This window comes from Caulobacter sp. P1_D6, from assembly GCF_056406095.1.
The window spans coordinates 1-15,341 of record NZ_JBFUAW010000029.1 but is presented as its reverse complement, the minus strand read 5'-3'; the positions used below and the strand labels follow the sequence as shown (position 1 = coordinate 15,341).

Below are 15,341 nucleotides of genomic sequence, written 5' to 3'. Positions count from 1 at the left end.
TTCTCGAAAGAGCCGGGCCGCCGGATGATCACGCTCCATTCGATTGGAGGTGCGCCCATGATGGCCCTGGCCGTAAGTCTCGTCCTCGCCAACGCAACCCCGCAAGCGGCGATCGCCGCCTATGGGCGCGCGATGGAAACCAACAACGTCGCCGAAATGAGCGCCGCCTTCCAGCCCAGCGCCATCATGTATTGCACCGGCCCCGAGGGCGTGCGCGCCACCTATCAATCCCAGTGGAAGGCCCGGCTGCGCGCGGCGCCGCCGTCCGAGGCGCCTGTGTCGACCACGATCGAATGGCTGGACGCCGATCAGACCACGGCCGTGGCCCGGGCGGCGGCGGTGCGGGGAACCCGAACCTTCGCCGACTATCTTCTTCTCGCCCGCCTGGGCGGTGACTGGAAGATCGTCGGCAAGCTGTGCCAGGCTGGCGCGGCGGCCGATCCGGTCGCCGAAGCCGCGATCGGAGCCGTGATCGACGCCAAGCTGGCCTCCGACCGTCATTGGGATCCCGATCTGCTGCTCAAGTCGATCGACCCGCGCGCCTTGGTCATGACCGTGGAGGATGGCCAATTGGTCGCCGCCAGCGTCGCCGAGTGGCAGGCCCGCTACGCCGAGCGTCGCGTCGCCTCGCCCGACAATCCGGTGGTGGAGATCGATCGCAAGGTCGATGCCCGCGGTTCGATCGGCGTCGCCCGCTGGTCGTTCCGCACCCCCGCCGGCAGGACCTGGACCGATCGCGCCCTGGTCCTCAAGACCGACCGAGGCTGGCGAATGATGGCCCTGCTGTTCGTCGGCGACTAATGGTGGGTGACGCTTTGGCGGTCTGACAAAAAAGGGCGGCGTTCTCGCGAACGCCGCCCTTCGTCGTCTCGGATGGCGTCCCGGCCTAGAAGGCCAGGCGGGCGATCAGCTGGAACACCGGACCGGCGTTCTCGCGCTCGATTTCGTACTCGTCGAAGCTCCGGTCGTTCTGGTCTTCGATGGTGGTGAACTTGTTGAAGGTTTCCTTCTTCTCGGCGTCCAGCAGATTGGAGCCGGTCAGGCGGATCGTCAGGTCCTTGCCGATCCGCTTTTCGAGGAAGATTTCCAGGTCGCCGTCATAGGTGGTGGTGACTTCCTCGCCCACGACGCGGCTGTAGGCCTCGCCCTGCTTGCGATAGGTGGCGCCGAACGCCGCGCCCCAGGTCGGGATGTCCTGGATGAAGCCGATGTTGAACACGTAGTCCGACTGGCTGTTGAACTTGCGCGAGCCGAACTCGTCGTTCACGTCGCTGTCCAGCCAGGAGTAGTTCAGGAACACGCCGGTGTTCTCCAGGCCGATCACCGTCAGCGGCGTCGACAGGTCGAACTCGATGCCCCAGACCTTGCCGTCGCCGGTGTTGCGGGCCGAGTAGACGAAGGTGCCGGGACCCTCGTCGCCTTCCGCGCCGGTGTTGCTCAGCTCGATCAGGTCCTTGACCTTGCGGTAGAAGACGTTGACCCCGGCCACGCCCTGCTTGCCCATCCGGTGCTCGTAACCGACGTCCAGGCCCCAGGCGCTTTCCGGCTTCAGTTCCGGATTGCCGATGAAGTCGTTGTCGCCCAGCTCGGCGGTCAGCAGGGCCGGCGACAGGTAGTCGAAGCTGGGACGGCGGATGGTGCGCGCGCCCGACACGTAGACCTGATCCTCGGTGGTGAGGTTGTAGCGCAGCGAGGCCGACGGCAGCAGGAAGTTGTAGTCGACGTCTGTGGTCGAGGGGGCCGTGCGGTCCTGCAGGGTGACGTCGGTGGTCTCGTAGCGCAGGCCGGCTTCCCACTTCAGCGCGCCCGACTTGCCGTCCAGCATCACGTAGGGGTCCAGGCGGGTCTGTTCGAACGCCGCGTCGCCGCCGTCGATCACCGCATAGGGGCCGAAGGGCGGCGGGTTGGCGGCGGGCAGGTTGTAGCGGTTGCGCGGAACCTCGGTGACCAGCAGGTCGCGCTGCTTCTTCTCGTACTGCAGGCCGAACTGCAGCTGCACGCCCTCGCTCAGGTCGCGCTTGTGTTCGAGCTTGGCCGAGAATTCGGTGTCTTCCAGATCGGTCTTGGACTTGTCGCGGGTGATGCGGTCGCCGTCCGGATAGGGCGTGGCGTCGCGCAGGTACTCGGTCTCGTCCTCGAACTCGGCTTCCTTGTCCTTGAACGAGGCGTAGCCCAGCTTCACGCTGGTTTTGCCGCCGAACATGTCGTGGCTGTACTTGCCGTTCACCGAGTAGCTGTCTTGCTCGATGTCGACGTCGTTGTCGTTCAGGGTCGACAGGTTGGCGTTGTTGCGGATGTCCTTGTTGTACTCGATCGAGTCTTCGTTCTGGTAGCGGTCGGTGTGGACGTAGAAGCCGCTCAGGTCGAGGTCGCCGCCGGCCAGCGGGGTCTGGTAGCTGGCGTTGAACGAGTAGTCGGTGCCGTTGCGCACGTCCGTCTGGACTTCGCTGTTGTTGATCGGCGCGCCCGGCTCGTCATAGCGCAGGCTGGTCTTGTTCTTGGGATTGCGGCGGCCCTGGATGTTGGCGCCGACCAGCAGGCGGCCGGGACCGACCTGGCCGCCCCACACGCCGCCGACGGTCTCGCGGATGCGCTTGTCGTCGAACATTAGGGCGCCGACGCGCATGAAGCCGCCGTCCAGCGAATAGGAGTCGCGCAGCACGATGTTCAGCGCGCCGGCCACGGCGTCGCCGCTACGGTTGGCCGAGGCGCTGCGGACGATCTCGATCCGGTCGATCAGTTCGGCCGGGATGCGGTCCACGAAGAAGGCCGAGTCGGCGCCCGAACCGAACGCGCCCGAACCGGAGCCGGCGCCGGGCACCTTCTCGCCGTTGATCAGGATCTGGGTGTAGGCGGGGTCGAGGCCGCGCAGGCGGACGCCGTCCGACTCCAGCACATCCGACAGGAAGGCGACGCTGGGCACGCGCTTGAGGGCGTCGCCGGCGGTCAGGGGTTCGAAGCGCTGGAAGTAGTCCAGGCCGTAGTCCAGGACCGGGGCGGCCTGGTCGGTGCGGTTGCGATAGGCGATCTGGGCTTGAACGACCAGTTCCGAGGCGGTGGTCGGCGCTTCGGCGGCCGTGGCGATCGGCGCGTCGGCGTCGGCGGCGTGAGCCGCGGCGGCCAGGGCCAGGGGCGCGAGCGCGGCCAAGGCGAACAGCATGGTCTTCTTCATTGTGAGTACCCCCATCGTCGGCGCGGCCGTTGACGCGGCCGTTCGCACGTGATTTCACGCGGCGGGGCATAAATTCGCCGTCATCTTGGGGCCAGTGATGTTTACTCGACAGTTTTGTTTCACTTTTGTGATCGCGGTGGGAATTTCTCTCCTTCTCGCGGGTTGCAAGCCCGCGGATCCCGAGGCGAAGTCGGACTCCGACAAGATGCTGGTAGGGGTGGGAACGCCCGTTCCCGCGGCCGGCGAGACCCAATCGGTCGCCACCCAGCGCGCCGACGCGGCCGACGATCCCGAGATCTGGGTCGATCCGCGCGATCCGTCCCGCGGGGTGATCTTCGGAACCGACAAGCAGGCTGGTCTGTACACGTACGATCTCAAGGGCGCCGTCACTGGCTTCATTCCCGACGGCAAGCTCAACAATGTCGATCTTCGTGGCGGATTGGCCACGGCGAAGGGCGAGCGGGTGCTGGTCGCGGCCAGCGATCGCGGTCGAATCGGCGCGGCGCTCTACCTGATGGATCCCGCCACCCTGAAGGTCGAACCCTGGGGCCTGGCGCCGCTCGACCTGGCCGAGCCCTACGGCCTGTGCATGGGCCGGCGGGGCGACGGGTTCATCGTCATCGTCAACGGCACGGACGGCCAGGTGCGGCAGTTGCGCATCGCCGTGGGGGCCGACGGCAAGCCCGTGGCGACCGAGGAGCAGCGCTTCGCGGTCGGCAGCCAGACCGAGGGCTGCGTCGTCGATGACGCCAGGGGCGTGCTCTATATCGGCGAGGAGGCCAAGGGGATCTGGCGCTACGACCTGGATCCCGCCAAGGGCGCCGCGCGCACCCTGGTGGCCAGCGCGCCCTCGGACATGCTGAAGCCCGACGTCGAGGGGCTGACCCTGCTGCGCGAGGGCCAGAAGACCTGGCTGATCGCCTCCAGCCAGGGCGACAGCGCCTTCGCGGTGTGGCGGGTCGACGGCGCGCAGCCGACCTATGCTGGGCGCTTCTCGGTGGTCGCCGCCAAGGGCGTCGACGGGGTGACCGGCACCGACGGCGTCGCGGCGCTGGGCGGCGCCGTCGGACCCTATGCCGAGGGGCTGGTGGTCATGCAGGACGATGTCGACGTCGAGGGCGAGACGCCGTCCACGGACCGCCAGCGGCAGAACTTCAAGCTGGTCGACTGGCGGACGGTGAAGGCGGCGCTGAAGCTGGACGCGCCCTAGCGACCGGTGCGCGCCAGCCAGCGACGCAGGGCGGCGTTGACCGCGTCCGGCGCTTCCATCGGCGTCATGTGGCCGGCGTTGGGGATGATCACCATGTGCGAGCAGCCGATCGCGTGGGCCATCTCGTGCTGGCCGGCCAGCGGGGTGATGGCGTCGTGCTCGCCGCAGATGATGACGATCGGGCAGCGCAGGGCCCGCAGGGCGACCGCGCCGTCCTCGCGGGCCAGGCCGTTCTGGCGCAGGAACACCTCGCGGCCCAGCCGCTGGGTCATGGCCTGGATGCGGCCGGTCAGGTCCTTGTCGCCCAGGCGCGAGGCGTCGACATAGCTGGCCATCAGCCGGTCGGCGACGCCCAGGAAGGCTCCTTCACCGCTGGCCGCGGCGTTGACCGCGCGGCGCTGGGCGGCCCGTTCGGGGGTGTCGGCGCGGATGGCGGTGTCGATCAGGGCCAGGCGCTCGATCCGTTCGGGCGCGATCCGGGCGATCTCCTGGGCCACGTAGCCGCCCATCGAGAACCCGGCCAGGGCGAAGGTCGGTTCGGCGTTGGCCAGCACCTGCTCGGCCAGCTCGCGCAGGCTTTCGCCCCGCGTCAGGTCGGCGACCTGGCAGCGGACGACGTCGGCCAGGCCGCCGACCTGGTCGCGCCACAGCTCGGCGTCGTTCAGCAGGCCGGGCAGCAGGATCAGTTGGGAGAGGGCAGTGGTCATTAAAAAACGCCCCGGACCTTGCGATCCGGGGCGCTCCGTCTTTCAGATCTTGGCCTTCTTAGGCTTCGACCATGTTCTTGGCGATGGCGGCTTCGCGCATCGACTTCTGCAGCTTCTCGAACGCCCGGACCTCGATCTGGCGGACCCGCTCGCGGCTGACGCCGTATTGCGAGGCCAGGTCTTCCAGGGTGGTCGGGTCGTCCTTCAGGCGCCGCTCGGTGAGGATGTGGCGCTCACGATCGGTGAGTTCGACCATGGCCTCCTCGAGCAGGCTCATCCGCATGGACTTTTCCTGGCTCTCGGCGACGACGGTCTCCTGCGAAACCTGATCGTCATCGGCCAGCCAGTCCTGCCACTCGCTCTCGCCGTCGGCCCGCAGCGGCGCGTTCAGCGAGGCGTCGGGACCGCCCAGACGGCGGTTCATCGAGATGACCTCGCTGTCCAGCACGCCCAGCTTGGTGGCGATGGCGCTGACTTGGTCGGGACGCAGATCGCCGTCCTGGAAGGCCTCGATCTGGCTCTTGGCCTTGCGCAGGTTGAAGAACAGCTTCTTCTGCGCGGCGGTCGTGCCCATCTTCACCAGCGACCACGAGCGCAGGATGTATTCCTGGATCGAGGCGCGGATCCACCACATGGCGTAGGTGGCCAGGCGGAAGCCCTTGTCGGGCTCGAACTTCTTGACGGCCTGCATCAGACCGACATTGCCCTCGGAGATCACCTCGCCGATCGGCAGGCCGTAGCCGCGATAGCCCATGGCGATCTTGGCGACGAGACGCAGGTGGCTGGTGACCATCTTGTGGGCGGCTTCGCTGTCCTGATGCTCTTTCCAGCGTTGGGCGAGCATGAACTCCTCGTCCTTGGCCAGCATCGGGAACTTGCGGATCTCGGTGAGGTAACGCGACAGGCCGCCGTCCGGCGACATCACCGATAGTGAATTCACGGCCATGGAAAACTATCCCCTTGGTGTGGACCCGCCCGTCAACCGCGCGCCACCATCCCCACCGGAATGGGTCAGATAGGAAGGCGTTGCGGCTAAGGTAAGGTCGATAACGTATTTGTAATGTCCGACACCCGGACTCGGGTATTGGCCCTTCGAAAGTGAGAATGAACGTTCATTCTCACTTTTTCAAGTGCAAAATGCCGCGCGACGCGACGTCACCTTCAAAGGGCCTTCCCCGAGGGGATTTCAGAGCCGGCCGACGGACAGCTCGGCCCGCACGCCGGGGGCGTTGTCGTGATAGGTCAGGGTCCCGCCCATCTGACGGACCAGGGCGTCCATCATCTTGCTGCCGAAGCCGACGCGCGGACCTTGCTTGCCGCCGCCCTGATCGGCGACGATCAGGCGAAGGCGATCACCGTCCTCGACCAGGCCGATGTCCAGCCGGCCAGGCTTGCCGTGGTAGGCGTACTTGACCGCGTTGATGAACAGCTCGGTGACCACCAGGCCGATGATCACCGCCTTGTCGGTGGGCACCGTCACCGGCGCGGCGTCGACCCGCAGGTGGCGGCCCCAATCCTCGTCCAGCGTGCCGACCATCTCCTCGGCCAGTTCGGTCAGGTAGCGGTCCAGCGCCACGGTCTCCAGCTGGTCGCCGCGATAGAGCCGCCGGTGGACCAGGCCCACGGCGGTCAGGCGGCGGCTGGCTTCCTCCAGGGGCGCGCGGGCCACCGGATCCTCGAGGGCCTTCATCTGGATGGTCAGGAAGCTGGCGGCCAGGGCCAGGCTGTTCTGCACCCGATGGTTCACCTCGCGCAGCAGGAAGTCCTTCTGGCGCAGCAGCTCGTCCTTGTCCTGCAGGGTGGCGCGCAGGTGGTTGTTCAACTCGGCGGTGCGGCGGGCGCGGCGCAGGTCGATCAGGTCGTCGCGCAGCCGCAGGGCGGCGGCGGTCTCGACCGCGGTCCAGGGACGCGACCGGCCGCGCACGGTCTGGGTCCAGGCGTCGAACGAGGCGCGCGGGGTCAGGACGCCGTCGGGCGTGGTGGCCTTCACCGGCTCGCCCGCCCAGCGCACGGTCTCGACCTGTTCGGCCCGGGTCCACAGGATGGCCAGCAGGGGCGAGCGCTCGACCACCACGCCCATCAGGCCCGAGGCCAGGGTGCGGAACGAGACGGCTTCGGGAATCTCGGCGGGCGCCTGGTCGGTGGCGGCCACCCCGTCGGCGGCGTTCTCCACCAGCCAGTCGCGCAGCATCGCCAGGGCCGGGTAGGGCGGCAGCTTGCCCGTCACCTCGATGCGCTCGTCGCGGAACACCGCCACGCCGTCCGCCCCGGCCAGGCGCTGCAGGTCGCGCAGATGCTCTTCCAGGGCCAGGTCGGCGTTGTCGGCGCGCGCCAGGGCGTGGATCATGTCGTCGCCCAGCGACCGCAGGCGCAGGCGCTCGTGATAGGTCTCGGCGTCCTCCTTGGCCTTGATCTGGCGGGCCAGGCCCCCGGCCAGGGCGCGGCAGGCGGCGCGGATGTCGTAGGGCAGCAGGCGCGGCGTCTCGTGGTGGCAGGCGATCAGCCCCCACAGCCGCCCGTCCTTGACGACCGACACCGAGGCCGAGGCGGTCACGCCCATGTTGCGCAGATACTGCAGGTGCACCGGCGAGACGCTGCGCAGCGCGCAGTCGCTCATGTCCAGCAGGGGCTCCATCGGCGGCAGCAGCGGGGCGGGGACGTAGGCCGCGTCGGGGATCACCCGCACCAGGTTGCGCACATAGAGGGCGCGGGCCTGCTTGGGGATGTCGCTGGCCGGGAAGCGGTGGTTGAGGAAGGCCTGGACGTGGGGCGCGCGGCTTTCGGCCACCACCTCGCCGGCGTCGTCCTCGCCGAAGCGATAGACCATCACCCGGTCGAAGCCGGTCAGGTGGCGGAACTCCAGGGCCGCGCGGTCGTACAGGGTCTTCAGGCCCGGGCAGCGCTCGAACGCGGCGGCCGCCGACTCCAGCTGAGCCAGGATCTGGGCGCCGGTCAGGGCCATGTCGAGGCCCGGTTCGACCTCGACCAGCACCTTGTCGGCCTGGAAGCTGGCGCTGACGTCGAAGGCGCGATCGGCCACGCGCAGGGCCCCGACGAAACCGCCGCCGCTGCCCGACGCGGTGACGGCGGCGATGCGCCGGGCGACGGCGTCGCCCAGAACCGCGCCGGCGGTCGTCCCGATCCACGTCTCCACACCCAGCAGCCCGGCCACGTCGCCGGCCGCGTGGCGGATCTCCAGTGTGTCACGGTCCAGCACCAGCAGCACGCCGTGCGGCTGGATCGCGCCGGGAATGTGGATCGGCTCGCGGTCGCAGGACGCGATCTGCTCGGCCGTGGGGCCCGTCACGGGATCAGGCGTGGTCATGCAGGAACCCCGCACATCCAGGCTTCCATCTGGGCGAAGGCCGAGCGGGCGCCGCGGGCCGCGGCGGTCTTGTCGTCGGCGCGCTCCAGCACGGCGCAGAACGCCTTCCAGCGGACGCCGGTCGCCTCGCCATAGCCCTGGAAGAAGCTCAGGCCCTCGGGCGACAGGCCGCGCTGGCGAAGCTGCTTGTCGATGACCCGGCCGCCCAGGGTCGAGCCTTCCAGCACATAGAGGAAGCCCAGGGCCTCGCAGCGTCCGGTCGGGGCGGCCAGCGGGGCGTCGGCCGGCGGCGCGGCTTTCAGGGCCGCGATGTCGCGCTCCAGGGCCGGGGCCTTGCGGCGGGCATCGAACTCCAGGTCCGGCTCGTCGGCCAGCACGCGCGCAAGGGCGGCTTCGGCGGGACGATAGAAGGCCAGGAACCGGCCGACCATCTCGCGGCGACGGACGGGATCGGCGACGCGCGCGAAGACGTCCAACCGAGCTTCCAGGCCGTCGTGCAGGTCACGGGTGGCCGAGCGCAGGTGATCGAGGATCGGCGATGTCATCAGGCGATTGTATTCCCGTGGCCAAGGCCGAGTCTCAGACCATAGCTCTCAATGAACATGTTCACTGTCGGCTATGCGACCCAAGGCGCGGCGAGGCCTTGCTGCGACAGGGGAAGTGCACATCTAATAGTCGCGCTTGGACGCCAAGGAGGCTTGCCCGTGACGCGCTTCATCATCCGTGCCCTGATCGCCGCCCTGGGGCTGTGGCTGGCGTCCGAGATCGTGCCGGGCATCGCCGTGCCGGGCGGCTGGACCAGCCTGCTGATCGCCGCGGTGCTGCTGGGCGTGGTCAACGCCATCGTCCGGCCCGTGGTCTTCGTGCTCACCCTGCCGATCACCGTGGTGACGCTGGGCCTGTTCCTGCTGGTCGTGAACGCCGCGATGCTGGGCCTGGTCGGCCTGATGCTGAAAGGCTTCGTGGTCGACGGCCTGTGGGCGGGGATCTTCGGCTCGCTCGTCGTCGGCGCCGTCAGCTGGCTGGGCCACCTGCTGATCGGGGACGGCGGGGAGCGGGCCTAGGTCCCCACCGCCGTCGCGGCCAGGTCGCGCCAGCCGCGGGCTTCCTTGCGGAAGTGCGAGTGGGTCTTGGCCAGGCGCTTGTCGATCTCGGTCAGGGCCTCGCGGGCCTCGTCCTTGCGGCCGGTCTCGGCCAGGAACACCGCGTAGCGCGCCATCCCTTCGAAGCCCGGCAGGTGCGCCGCCGCCCAGCGCAGGGCGGTGTCGGCCTCCGACTCGCGGCCCTGGGCGTGATAGGCGCGGCCCATGGCCAGGGCGACGTTCGGCGTGCGGGCGGCGGGCGACTGGGCGCTCAGGCTCTCCAGCAGAGGCAGCGCCTCGGCCGAGCGGTTCAGCTCGATCAGGGCGTTGGCGCGGCCCAGCAGCAGCTGTGGGTCGTCGGCGTACATGCCCTGCAGGGCCTCGGCGTACAGGCGCTCGGCCTCGGCATGCTTGCCCAGGCCGCTGGCGGCGACCGCCAGGCGGGTGCGGTTGGTGACGGTCGCGGCGTCGTCGACGGCCCGGCTCGCCTCGCGGTACTCGCGCTGCGGGTCGAGGACCTGGCGCGCGGCTTGCCGGGCCTTCTGGGCCTTGGCGCCGCCCAGGAACTCCGGCGCGACGATGGCCAGCAGGTAGACCAGCCCGCCCAGCGGCTGGAACAGCAGGATGATCATCAGCCAGTACATCTGCTGGCCCGTGCGCACCACGTGGACGCACAGGGCGATCGAGAAGATCAGCGACAGGCCTATCAGGATCATCGGTAGAGGCGCTCCAAGCTTGGCGTTGGCCAAGGCTAGGCTGTTATGTGTGGGCGGAAGCCGGCGCCGTCAATCGGCCGGCCCCTTACTCGGGCTGGCGCGCGGCCTTCTTCGGATCGGCTTTCGGCGCGGGCGCCAGGCGCAGGACCTCGGCCTGGTAGCGTTCGTCGTCGCCGGCCGCCGCGAAGGGCAGGGCGTCGGCCAGGGCGTCCAGCATCGGGTCCAGCCACTGGTGCTCGACCTTGTGGAAGTCGCCCAGCACGTAGTGCATGACCGCATCCTTGTGGCCCGGATGGCCCACGCCGATCCGGCCGCGGCGGAACGTGTCGCCGATCTGGCTGGTGATGGAGCGCACGCCGTTGTTGCCCGCCGCCCCGCCTCCGGCCTTCATCCGGAAGCGGCCGGGGGCCATGTCGATCTCGTCGTGGAAGACGATCACGTCGGTAGGGGCCAGCTTGAAGAACTTCATCGCCTCGCCCACGGCGCGGCCGCTCTCGTTGTAGAAGGTCTTGGGCTTGAGCAGCAGTAGCTTGACCGGGCCGTTCTGCGTGCCGATCTGACCCTCGCAGGCCAGGCCCTGGAAGCGCGAACGCCACGGCGACGTGCCCCATTTGCGGGCCAGGGCGTCGACCGCCATGAACCCGACATTGTGGCGGTTCTTCTCGTATTTCGGCTCGGGATTGCCGAGGCCGGCGAGGATCAGCATCGCTTAAGACCTAAACTGGGCGTCAGAACGAAAAACGGGCGGGCCTGAAAGCCCGCCCGTTCTCACGTATCAGATCGGTGACCCGACCAAAGCGCTTAGGCTTCGGTGGTGGCCGTGTCGCCTTCGTTCGATTGCGAAGCGGCCGAGGCCTTCAGGTTGGCGATCACGAAGTCGCGGTCCTGGGCCGGGCGCACGCCTTCGGGCAGCTTCACTTCCGAGATGCGGATGACGTCGCCGATGTCGTGCGAGGCCAGGTCGATGACCAGCTCTTCGGGGATCTTGTCGGCCGGGCAGGCCAGCTCGACGGTGTGACGGATGACTTCCAGCGTGCCGCCCTTCTTCAGGCCGACCGAGGTTTCGTGGTTCTTGAAGTGCACCGGCACTTCGATCTTGATCAGCTGGTGCTCGTCGACGCGGTACAGGTCGAAGTGCAGCGGCACGTCGGTGACGGGGTGGAATTGCACGGCCTTGGCGATGACCGATTGCTTGTCGGCGCCGTGTTGCAAGGTCACCAGGTGGCCCAGCAGCTTGCCGGTGTAGAGCGCCTTGCGGAATTCGTTGACCTTCACGGCGATGTTCACCGGGGCTTGGTTGCCGCCGTACAGCACGCCGGGGACCAGGCCCTGGCGGCGGGTTTCGCGCGAACCGCCGGTGCCGGCGCGGTCACGAAGTTCGACGTTGAGAATGATCTCGGCCATGTCTTGTCTCTCTGGAGAGCCCCGTGCTCTCGAAATGCGAAACCGCCGCACAAGACTGGATTGTCATGCAACGGGCGGCCGTCTGGAGTGCGACGAAAGGGCAGGCTGTAGAGCTGCTTAGCTCTTCTTCTTGGTGGCCGGGGCCTTCTTGGCGACCGGCTTCTTCTTGATGACCGCCGGTTCGGGCTTGGGCGGGGGCGGCGGCTCGTAGGGCATCGCCGCGCCCGACGCCTTGATCACGCACATGCCGGTGTCGATCATGATGTGCTGGCCCAGGCAGAAGACGTCCTCGTAGTGCGGCTTGGAGACGGCCAGGCACTGGTAGAGGTTCAGCTTGGCCATGTTCAGGCACATGGCGCTGGCCGGCTCGGCCATCACCGCGTCGATCAGGGCCAGCTTGTCGTCGCCCGCATAGCCGAGCGCGGCCAGGGCCGCGACGGCGAGGCCGCGGATCACCAGGGGCTTGTACGGCGGCGGGGCGGCCCGGGGGCCCGCGACCGGAACGGCGGTCGTGTCGGTCGCGGGGACCGCGGTCACGGGGGKGGCGGTCGCGGAGGCGTCGGGAGCCGACACCAGCGTCACGCCGCTCAGCGAGGCCTGGCGCAGGGCCGCCACGTCGGCGCTGTCGGCCAGGGCCGGCGTCGCCGACATGGTCTTGGCGTAGGCCAGGCGGCCGTCGCGGTCGAGGACCGGCAGCAGCGACCACTTGGCGCGCTGGACATCGTAGGCCGACTGCTTCACGGCCTTGCCGGCGGTGTAGAGCTTCACGCCGTCGGCGCCGAGCGTGTCGATGATCCGGCCGGCGGCGGTGTCGCTGCCCTTGAAGCCGACGGCGTAGGCCGGGTCGGAGATGAGCTGGTTGATGACCTGCTGGCGCTGGGTCGGATCGGCGGCGAACGCGCGCACCGAGGCCACGTAGGTCGGGTCCTGCAGGGCCAGGACGGCGGCGTAGGCCGTGGCGCCCGACAGGAACTGCTTGGGCTCGTAGCCAACGCCGACCTTCAGCGAAGCCTGAATCTGGTCGCCGTTCTCGAACGTGGCGCCGATCGCGCCGGCGCGCTGCATGTAGCCGCGGAAGGCGCTGGCCTTCTCGACGATGCTCGAGGACAGGGTGATCGGCGGCGGGGCGGGCGGGGCGAGGACCACCGGCGGCGGCGGCGGCGGCGTTTCGCAGCTGGCCAGCAAGGTGGCGGCGACCACGGCGATGGCCGTCAGCGCGGCGCGCGTACGCGTGGTGGAAAGCATCCCTGGAACATCCCCAATGATATAGAGCGCCCGCCATAACACTGGCGCGCGGGCGAGATTGTGACAGTCAGCCCGTTAACCATGTCTTGACAAGCGTAGCTGTCGAAAAGGCGTGTGCAGCCCGATCAGTTCCCGCCCAGGGTGTTTTTCCGAGGCTTAGTCGAACAGCTTGGAGACCGATTCCTCGTTGGCGATCCGGCGGATGGCCTCGCCGATCAGCGGGGCGCAGGACACGTAGCGGATCTTCGGGCAGGCCTTGACGGTGTCGGAAGCTTCGATCGAGTCGGTGACCACCAGTTCGGTCAGCACCGAATTGGCCACGCGCTCGGCGGCCGCGCCCGACAGCACCCCGTGGGTGACATAGGCCGAGACCGACTTGGCACCGTGCGCCATCAGGGCGGCGGCGGCGTTGCACAGGGTGCCGGCGGAATCGACGATGTCGTCGAACAGGATGCAGCGACGGTCCTTCACGTCGCCGATGATGTTCATGACCTCGCTCTCGCCGGGGGCCGAGCGGCGCTTGTCGACGATGGCCAGGTCGGCGTCGTTCAGGCGCTTGGCCAGGGCCCGGGCCCGCACCACGCCGCCGACGTCGGGCGAGACGACCATCAGGTCGTCGCCCATCTTGTAGCGCTTGTGGATGTCGTCGGCGAGCAGGCGCGAGGGCAGCAGGTTGTCGGTCGGGATGTCGAAGAAGCCCTGGATCTGGCCCGCGTGCAGATCCATGGTCAGGACGCGGTCGGCGCCCGAGCGGGTGATCAGGTTGGCCACCAGCTTGGCCGAGATCGGCGTGCGGCCGCCGGTCTTGCGGTCCTGGCGGGCGTAGCCGAAGTAGGGCAGCACGGCCGTGATCCGCTTGCCCGACGCGCGCTTCAGGGCGTCGATGCAGATCAGCAGCTCCATCAGGTTGTCGTTGGCCGGATAGCTGGTCGACTGGATGACGAAGACGTCCTCGCCCCGCACGTTCTCGTCGATGGTGACGAACACCTCGAGATCGGCGAACCGGCGCACCTGGGCGCGGGTCAGCGGCATGTCGAGATACTCCGCGATGGCCTGGGCCAGGGTGCGGTTCGAGTTGCCGGACAGCAGCTTCATGATCTTGTCTCGGGAAGGGGTGTCGCCGTTGCGGGGGCTTCTAGCAGTCTCGGGCGTTGGAACAACCCCGTGTTTCCACTGAGTCTCGTTATTCGGCGTGTCTTCCGGCGGGCTCATGCCTCGATCGCGATCGCCGAGAGAAGTCGTCCGTAGTCGGACTCCCCGGCCAGGAAGGCCCTGCGGTTCGAAAAGAACAGGTCCGGCTCGGTTCGCGTGTCGCGGCCGACCCATTCGCTTTGTCCCACGCCGGCCGTCTCCAGGCGGTCCAGAACGAAGGCCGGCAGGTCGAACAGGCGCTTGTCGTCGGCCTGGCCGGGCGTAAAGAATCGGCCGGAGCCGGGGCTGTCGGCCTCGAAGCGGTGCAGGAACTCCAGCCCCACCTCGTAGGACTGCGGGCCGATGCAGGGGCCGACGGCGGCGACCATGCGCGAAGGGTCGGCGCCCAGGGCCGTCATCTGGTCGACCGCGGCCTGGACGACGCCGTCCAGCGCCCCGCGCCMGCCGGCGTGGGCGGCCGCGACGATGCGGGCGACCGGATCGGCGATCAGCACCGGCGCGCAGTCGGCGTGCAGGGCTCCGCAGACCACGCCCGGGGTCTTGGTGACGACGGCGTCGCCCTCGGGGCGAACGTCGCCCCACGAGCCGTCGGCGACGATGGCGATGGTCGAGTGGATCTGGAAGCAGGTGTTGAGGTCTTCCGGAGCGGCCCCGAACCAGGCGGCGGCCCGGGCGCGGTTCTCTGCGACGTCGGCCGGCTCGTCCTTGCTGCCGCGCCCGACGTTGAGGCTGGAATAGAGCCCGGTCGACACCCCGCCCTGGCGCGTGAAGAACGCATGCCGGACTCCCGCGACGGCGGCCAGCAGCGGCGACTGGACGGTGGGCAGGTCGTGCATCGTCTACGGTTCCTCGAAAAGCGGAGGAGAAAGGCCGGGCGCGGACAGGCAGGCGACCTTGAACAGCTGACCCATCTGCGCCGCTCCGGTCAGGCGATCAAGCTGCCTGGCCAGCTTTTCGGCCTGATCGGGGCGCGCCGCGGCCAGGGCCTGGGCGCGGGCTTCGATCCCCAGCGCCTGGAGGAACGCGCCCTGGGTCAGGATGGGTCCCGTCGCGGCGCCCGCCTCGACGGCGGCGGCCAGCACGGCGGGAAAGTCGGCCCAGACGGTCAGGTCGGCCTGGCCCGGCTCGGCCAGCGGCGAGACCTTGGCGTGGGCCTTCAGGGCCTGCAGGGTGTCGCCGGCGCCGGGCGTGTCGCGGCCGTAGTCGATCAGCAGCGCCGCCCCGCCGTCGCGGGCGACGCGATGGCCGATCTCGGAACCGAGGGCGGCCTGGGCGGGGGAAGACTCGATGACGGCGCCGGGCTCTAGGCCCTCCCCCTGTGGGGGAGG

15 protein-coding genes are annotated in these 15,341 nt (G+C 68.9%); 3 read left to right on the top strand and 12 right to left on the bottom strand.

Translation table 11 applies throughout. The features are described from left to right. Positions 1–57: 57 nt before the first annotated feature. The gene (locus tag AC1DYP_RS16565) at positions 58–801 is read left to right on the top strand and encodes a nuclear transport factor 2 family protein (protein ID WP_477047255.1); all 744 of its coding nucleotides are present in this window, start codon (positions 58–60) and stop codon (positions 799–801) included. An 85-nt stretch (positions 802–886) separates the two neighbouring features. Here AC1DYP_RS16565 and AC1DYP_RS16560 read toward each other — a convergent pair whose 3' ends face one another. Continuing rightward, complete coding sequence (locus tag AC1DYP_RS16560; RefSeq protein WP_477047254.1) at positions 887–3,172, bottom strand: TonB-dependent receptor plug domain-containing protein; 2,286 nt, start codon at positions 3,170–3,172, stop codon at positions 887–889. A 205-nt stretch (positions 3,173–3,377) separates the two neighbouring features. Between AC1DYP_RS16560 and AC1DYP_RS16555 the strand changes: the two genes are divergently transcribed. Beyond that, positions 3,378–4,382: a phytase gene (locus AC1DYP_RS16555; protein WP_477047253.1), complete on the top strand. Its 1,005-nt coding sequence runs from the start codon at positions 3,378–3,380 to the stop codon at positions 4,380–4,382. Here AC1DYP_RS16555 and AC1DYP_RS16550 read toward each other — a convergent pair. From AC1DYP_RS16550 to AC1DYP_RS16535, 4 genes are all read right to left on the bottom strand, one after another. Then, positions 4,379–5,089: an alpha/beta fold hydrolase gene (locus tag AC1DYP_RS16550; protein WP_477047252.1), complete on the bottom strand. Its 711-nt coding sequence runs from the start codon at positions 5,087–5,089 to the stop codon at positions 4,379–4,381. The genes AC1DYP_RS16555 and AC1DYP_RS16550 overlap by 4 nt on opposite strands. Before the next feature lie 58 nt (positions 5,090–5,147). Further along, positions 5,148–6,035, bottom strand: coding sequence for an RNA polymerase sigma factor RpoH (rpoH, locus tag AC1DYP_RS16545; RefSeq protein WP_477035192.1), 888 nt, complete (start codon positions 6,033–6,035; stop codon positions 5,148–5,150). A 240-nt stretch (positions 6,036–6,275) separates the two neighbouring features. Beyond that, positions 6,276–8,414: a histidine kinase dimerization/phosphoacceptor domain -containing protein gene (locus AC1DYP_RS16540; protein WP_477047251.1), complete on the bottom strand. Its 2,139-nt coding sequence runs from the start codon at positions 8,412–8,414 to the stop codon at positions 6,276–6,278. Beyond that, a complete protein-coding gene (locus tag AC1DYP_RS16535; RefSeq protein ID WP_477047250.1) occupies positions 8,411–8,959 on the bottom strand; it encodes a biliverdin-producing heme oxygenase in 549 nt (182 codons plus the stop codon). The genes AC1DYP_RS16540 and AC1DYP_RS16535 overlap by 4 nt, the downstream gene beginning before the upstream one ends. Positions 8,960–9,118: 159 nt before the next feature. Here AC1DYP_RS16535 and AC1DYP_RS16530 point away from each other — a divergent pair, with 159 nt between their 5' ends. Next, positions 9,119–9,478: a phage holin family protein gene (locus AC1DYP_RS16530; protein ID WP_477047249.1), complete on the top strand. Its 360-nt coding sequence runs from the start codon at positions 9,119–9,121 to the stop codon at positions 9,476–9,478. Here AC1DYP_RS16530 and AC1DYP_RS16525 read toward each other — a convergent pair. From AC1DYP_RS16525 to AC1DYP_RS16495, 7 genes are all read right to left on the bottom strand, one after another. After that, positions 9,475–10,212 carry a tetratricopeptide repeat protein gene (locus tag AC1DYP_RS16525; protein WP_477047248.1) on the bottom strand — a complete coding sequence of 246 codons (738 nt, stop codon included), beginning with the start codon at positions 10,210–10,212 and terminating at the stop codon, positions 9,475–9,477. The genes AC1DYP_RS16530 and AC1DYP_RS16525 overlap by 4 nt on opposite strands. Positions 10,213–10,297: 85 nt before the next feature. Then, a complete protein-coding gene (gene pth / locus AC1DYP_RS16520; RefSeq protein WP_477047247.1) occupies positions 10,298–10,918 on the bottom strand; it encodes an aminoacyl-tRNA hydrolase in 621 nt (206 codons plus the stop codon). Positions 10,919–11,013: 95 nt separating this feature from the next. Beyond that, positions 11,014–11,616, bottom strand: coding sequence for a 50S ribosomal protein L25/general stress protein Ctc (locus tag AC1DYP_RS16515; protein ID WP_477035198.1), 603 nt, complete (start codon positions 11,614–11,616; stop codon positions 11,014–11,016). A gap of 117 nt (positions 11,617–11,733) precedes the next feature. Beyond that, positions 11,734–12,861, bottom strand: a complete 1,128-nt coding sequence (locus AC1DYP_RS16510; protein ID WP_477047246.1) for a hypothetical protein — start codon at positions 12,859–12,861, stop codon at positions 11,734–11,736. 156 nt (positions 12,862–13,017) lie between these two features. After that, positions 13,018–13,956 carry a ribose-phosphate pyrophosphokinase gene (locus AC1DYP_RS16505; RefSeq protein WP_477035200.1) on the bottom strand — a complete coding sequence of 313 codons (939 nt, stop codon included), beginning with the start codon at positions 13,954–13,956 and terminating at the stop codon, positions 13,018–13,020. Between the two features lie 113 nt (positions 13,957–14,069). Then, positions 14,070–14,849 (bottom strand): peptidoglycan editing factor PgeF, encoded by a 780-nt coding sequence (gene pgeF, locus AC1DYP_RS16500; protein ID WP_477047245.1) that lies wholly within the window; start codon positions 14,847–14,849, stop codon positions 14,070–14,072. A 3-nt stretch (positions 14,850–14,852) separates the two neighbouring features. Continuing rightward, the coding region (locus AC1DYP_RS16495; RefSeq protein ID WP_477047244.1) for an SAM-dependent methyltransferase at positions 14,853–15,341 on the bottom strand (489 nt) is incomplete at its 5' end.

What these genes read in the sequence shown, in the direction of transcription:
- AC1DYP_RS16565 (WP_477047255.1), top strand. Translation starts at nt 58, where the DNA reads ATGATGGCCCTGGCCGTAAGTCTCGTCCTCGCCAACGCAACCCCGCAA.
- AC1DYP_RS16560 (WP_477047254.1), bottom strand. Translation starts at nt 3,172, where the DNA reads ATGAAGAAGACCATGCTGTTCGCCTTGGCCGCGCTCGCGCCCCTGGCC.
- AC1DYP_RS16555 (WP_477047253.1), top strand. Translation starts at nt 3,378, where the DNA reads ATGCTGGTAGGGGTGGGAACGCCCGTTCCCGCGGCCGGCGAGACCCAA.
- AC1DYP_RS16550 (WP_477047252.1), bottom strand. Translation starts at nt 5,089, where the DNA reads ATGACCACTGCCCTCTCCCAACTGATCCTGCTGCCCGGCCTGCTGAAC.
- rpoH (WP_477035192.1), bottom strand. Translation starts at nt 6,035, where the DNA reads ATGGCCGTGAATTCACTATCGGTGATGTCGCCGGACGGCGGCCTGTCG.
- AC1DYP_RS16540 (WP_477047251.1), bottom strand. Translation starts at nt 8,414, where the DNA reads ATGACCACGCCTGATCCCGTGACGGGCCCCACGGCCGAGCAGATCGCG.
- AC1DYP_RS16535 (WP_477047250.1), bottom strand. Translation starts at nt 8,959, where the DNA reads ATGACATCGCCGATCCTCGATCACCTGCGCTCGGCCACCCGTGACCTG.
- AC1DYP_RS16525 (WP_477047248.1), bottom strand. Translation starts at nt 10,212, where the DNA reads ATGATCCTGATAGGCCTGTCGCTGATCTTCTCGATCGCCCTGTGCGTC.
- pth (WP_477047247.1), bottom strand. Translation starts at nt 10,918, where the DNA reads ATGCTGATCCTCGCCGGCCTCGGCAATCCCGAGCCGAAATACGAGAAG.
- AC1DYP_RS16515 (WP_477035198.1), bottom strand. Translation starts at nt 11,616, where the DNA reads ATGGCCGAGATCATTCTCAACGTCGAACTTCGTGACCGCGCCGGCACC.
- AC1DYP_RS16505 (WP_477035200.1), bottom strand. Translation starts at nt 13,956, where the DNA reads ATGAAGCTGCTGTCCGGCAACTCGAACCGCACCCTGGCCCAGGCCATC.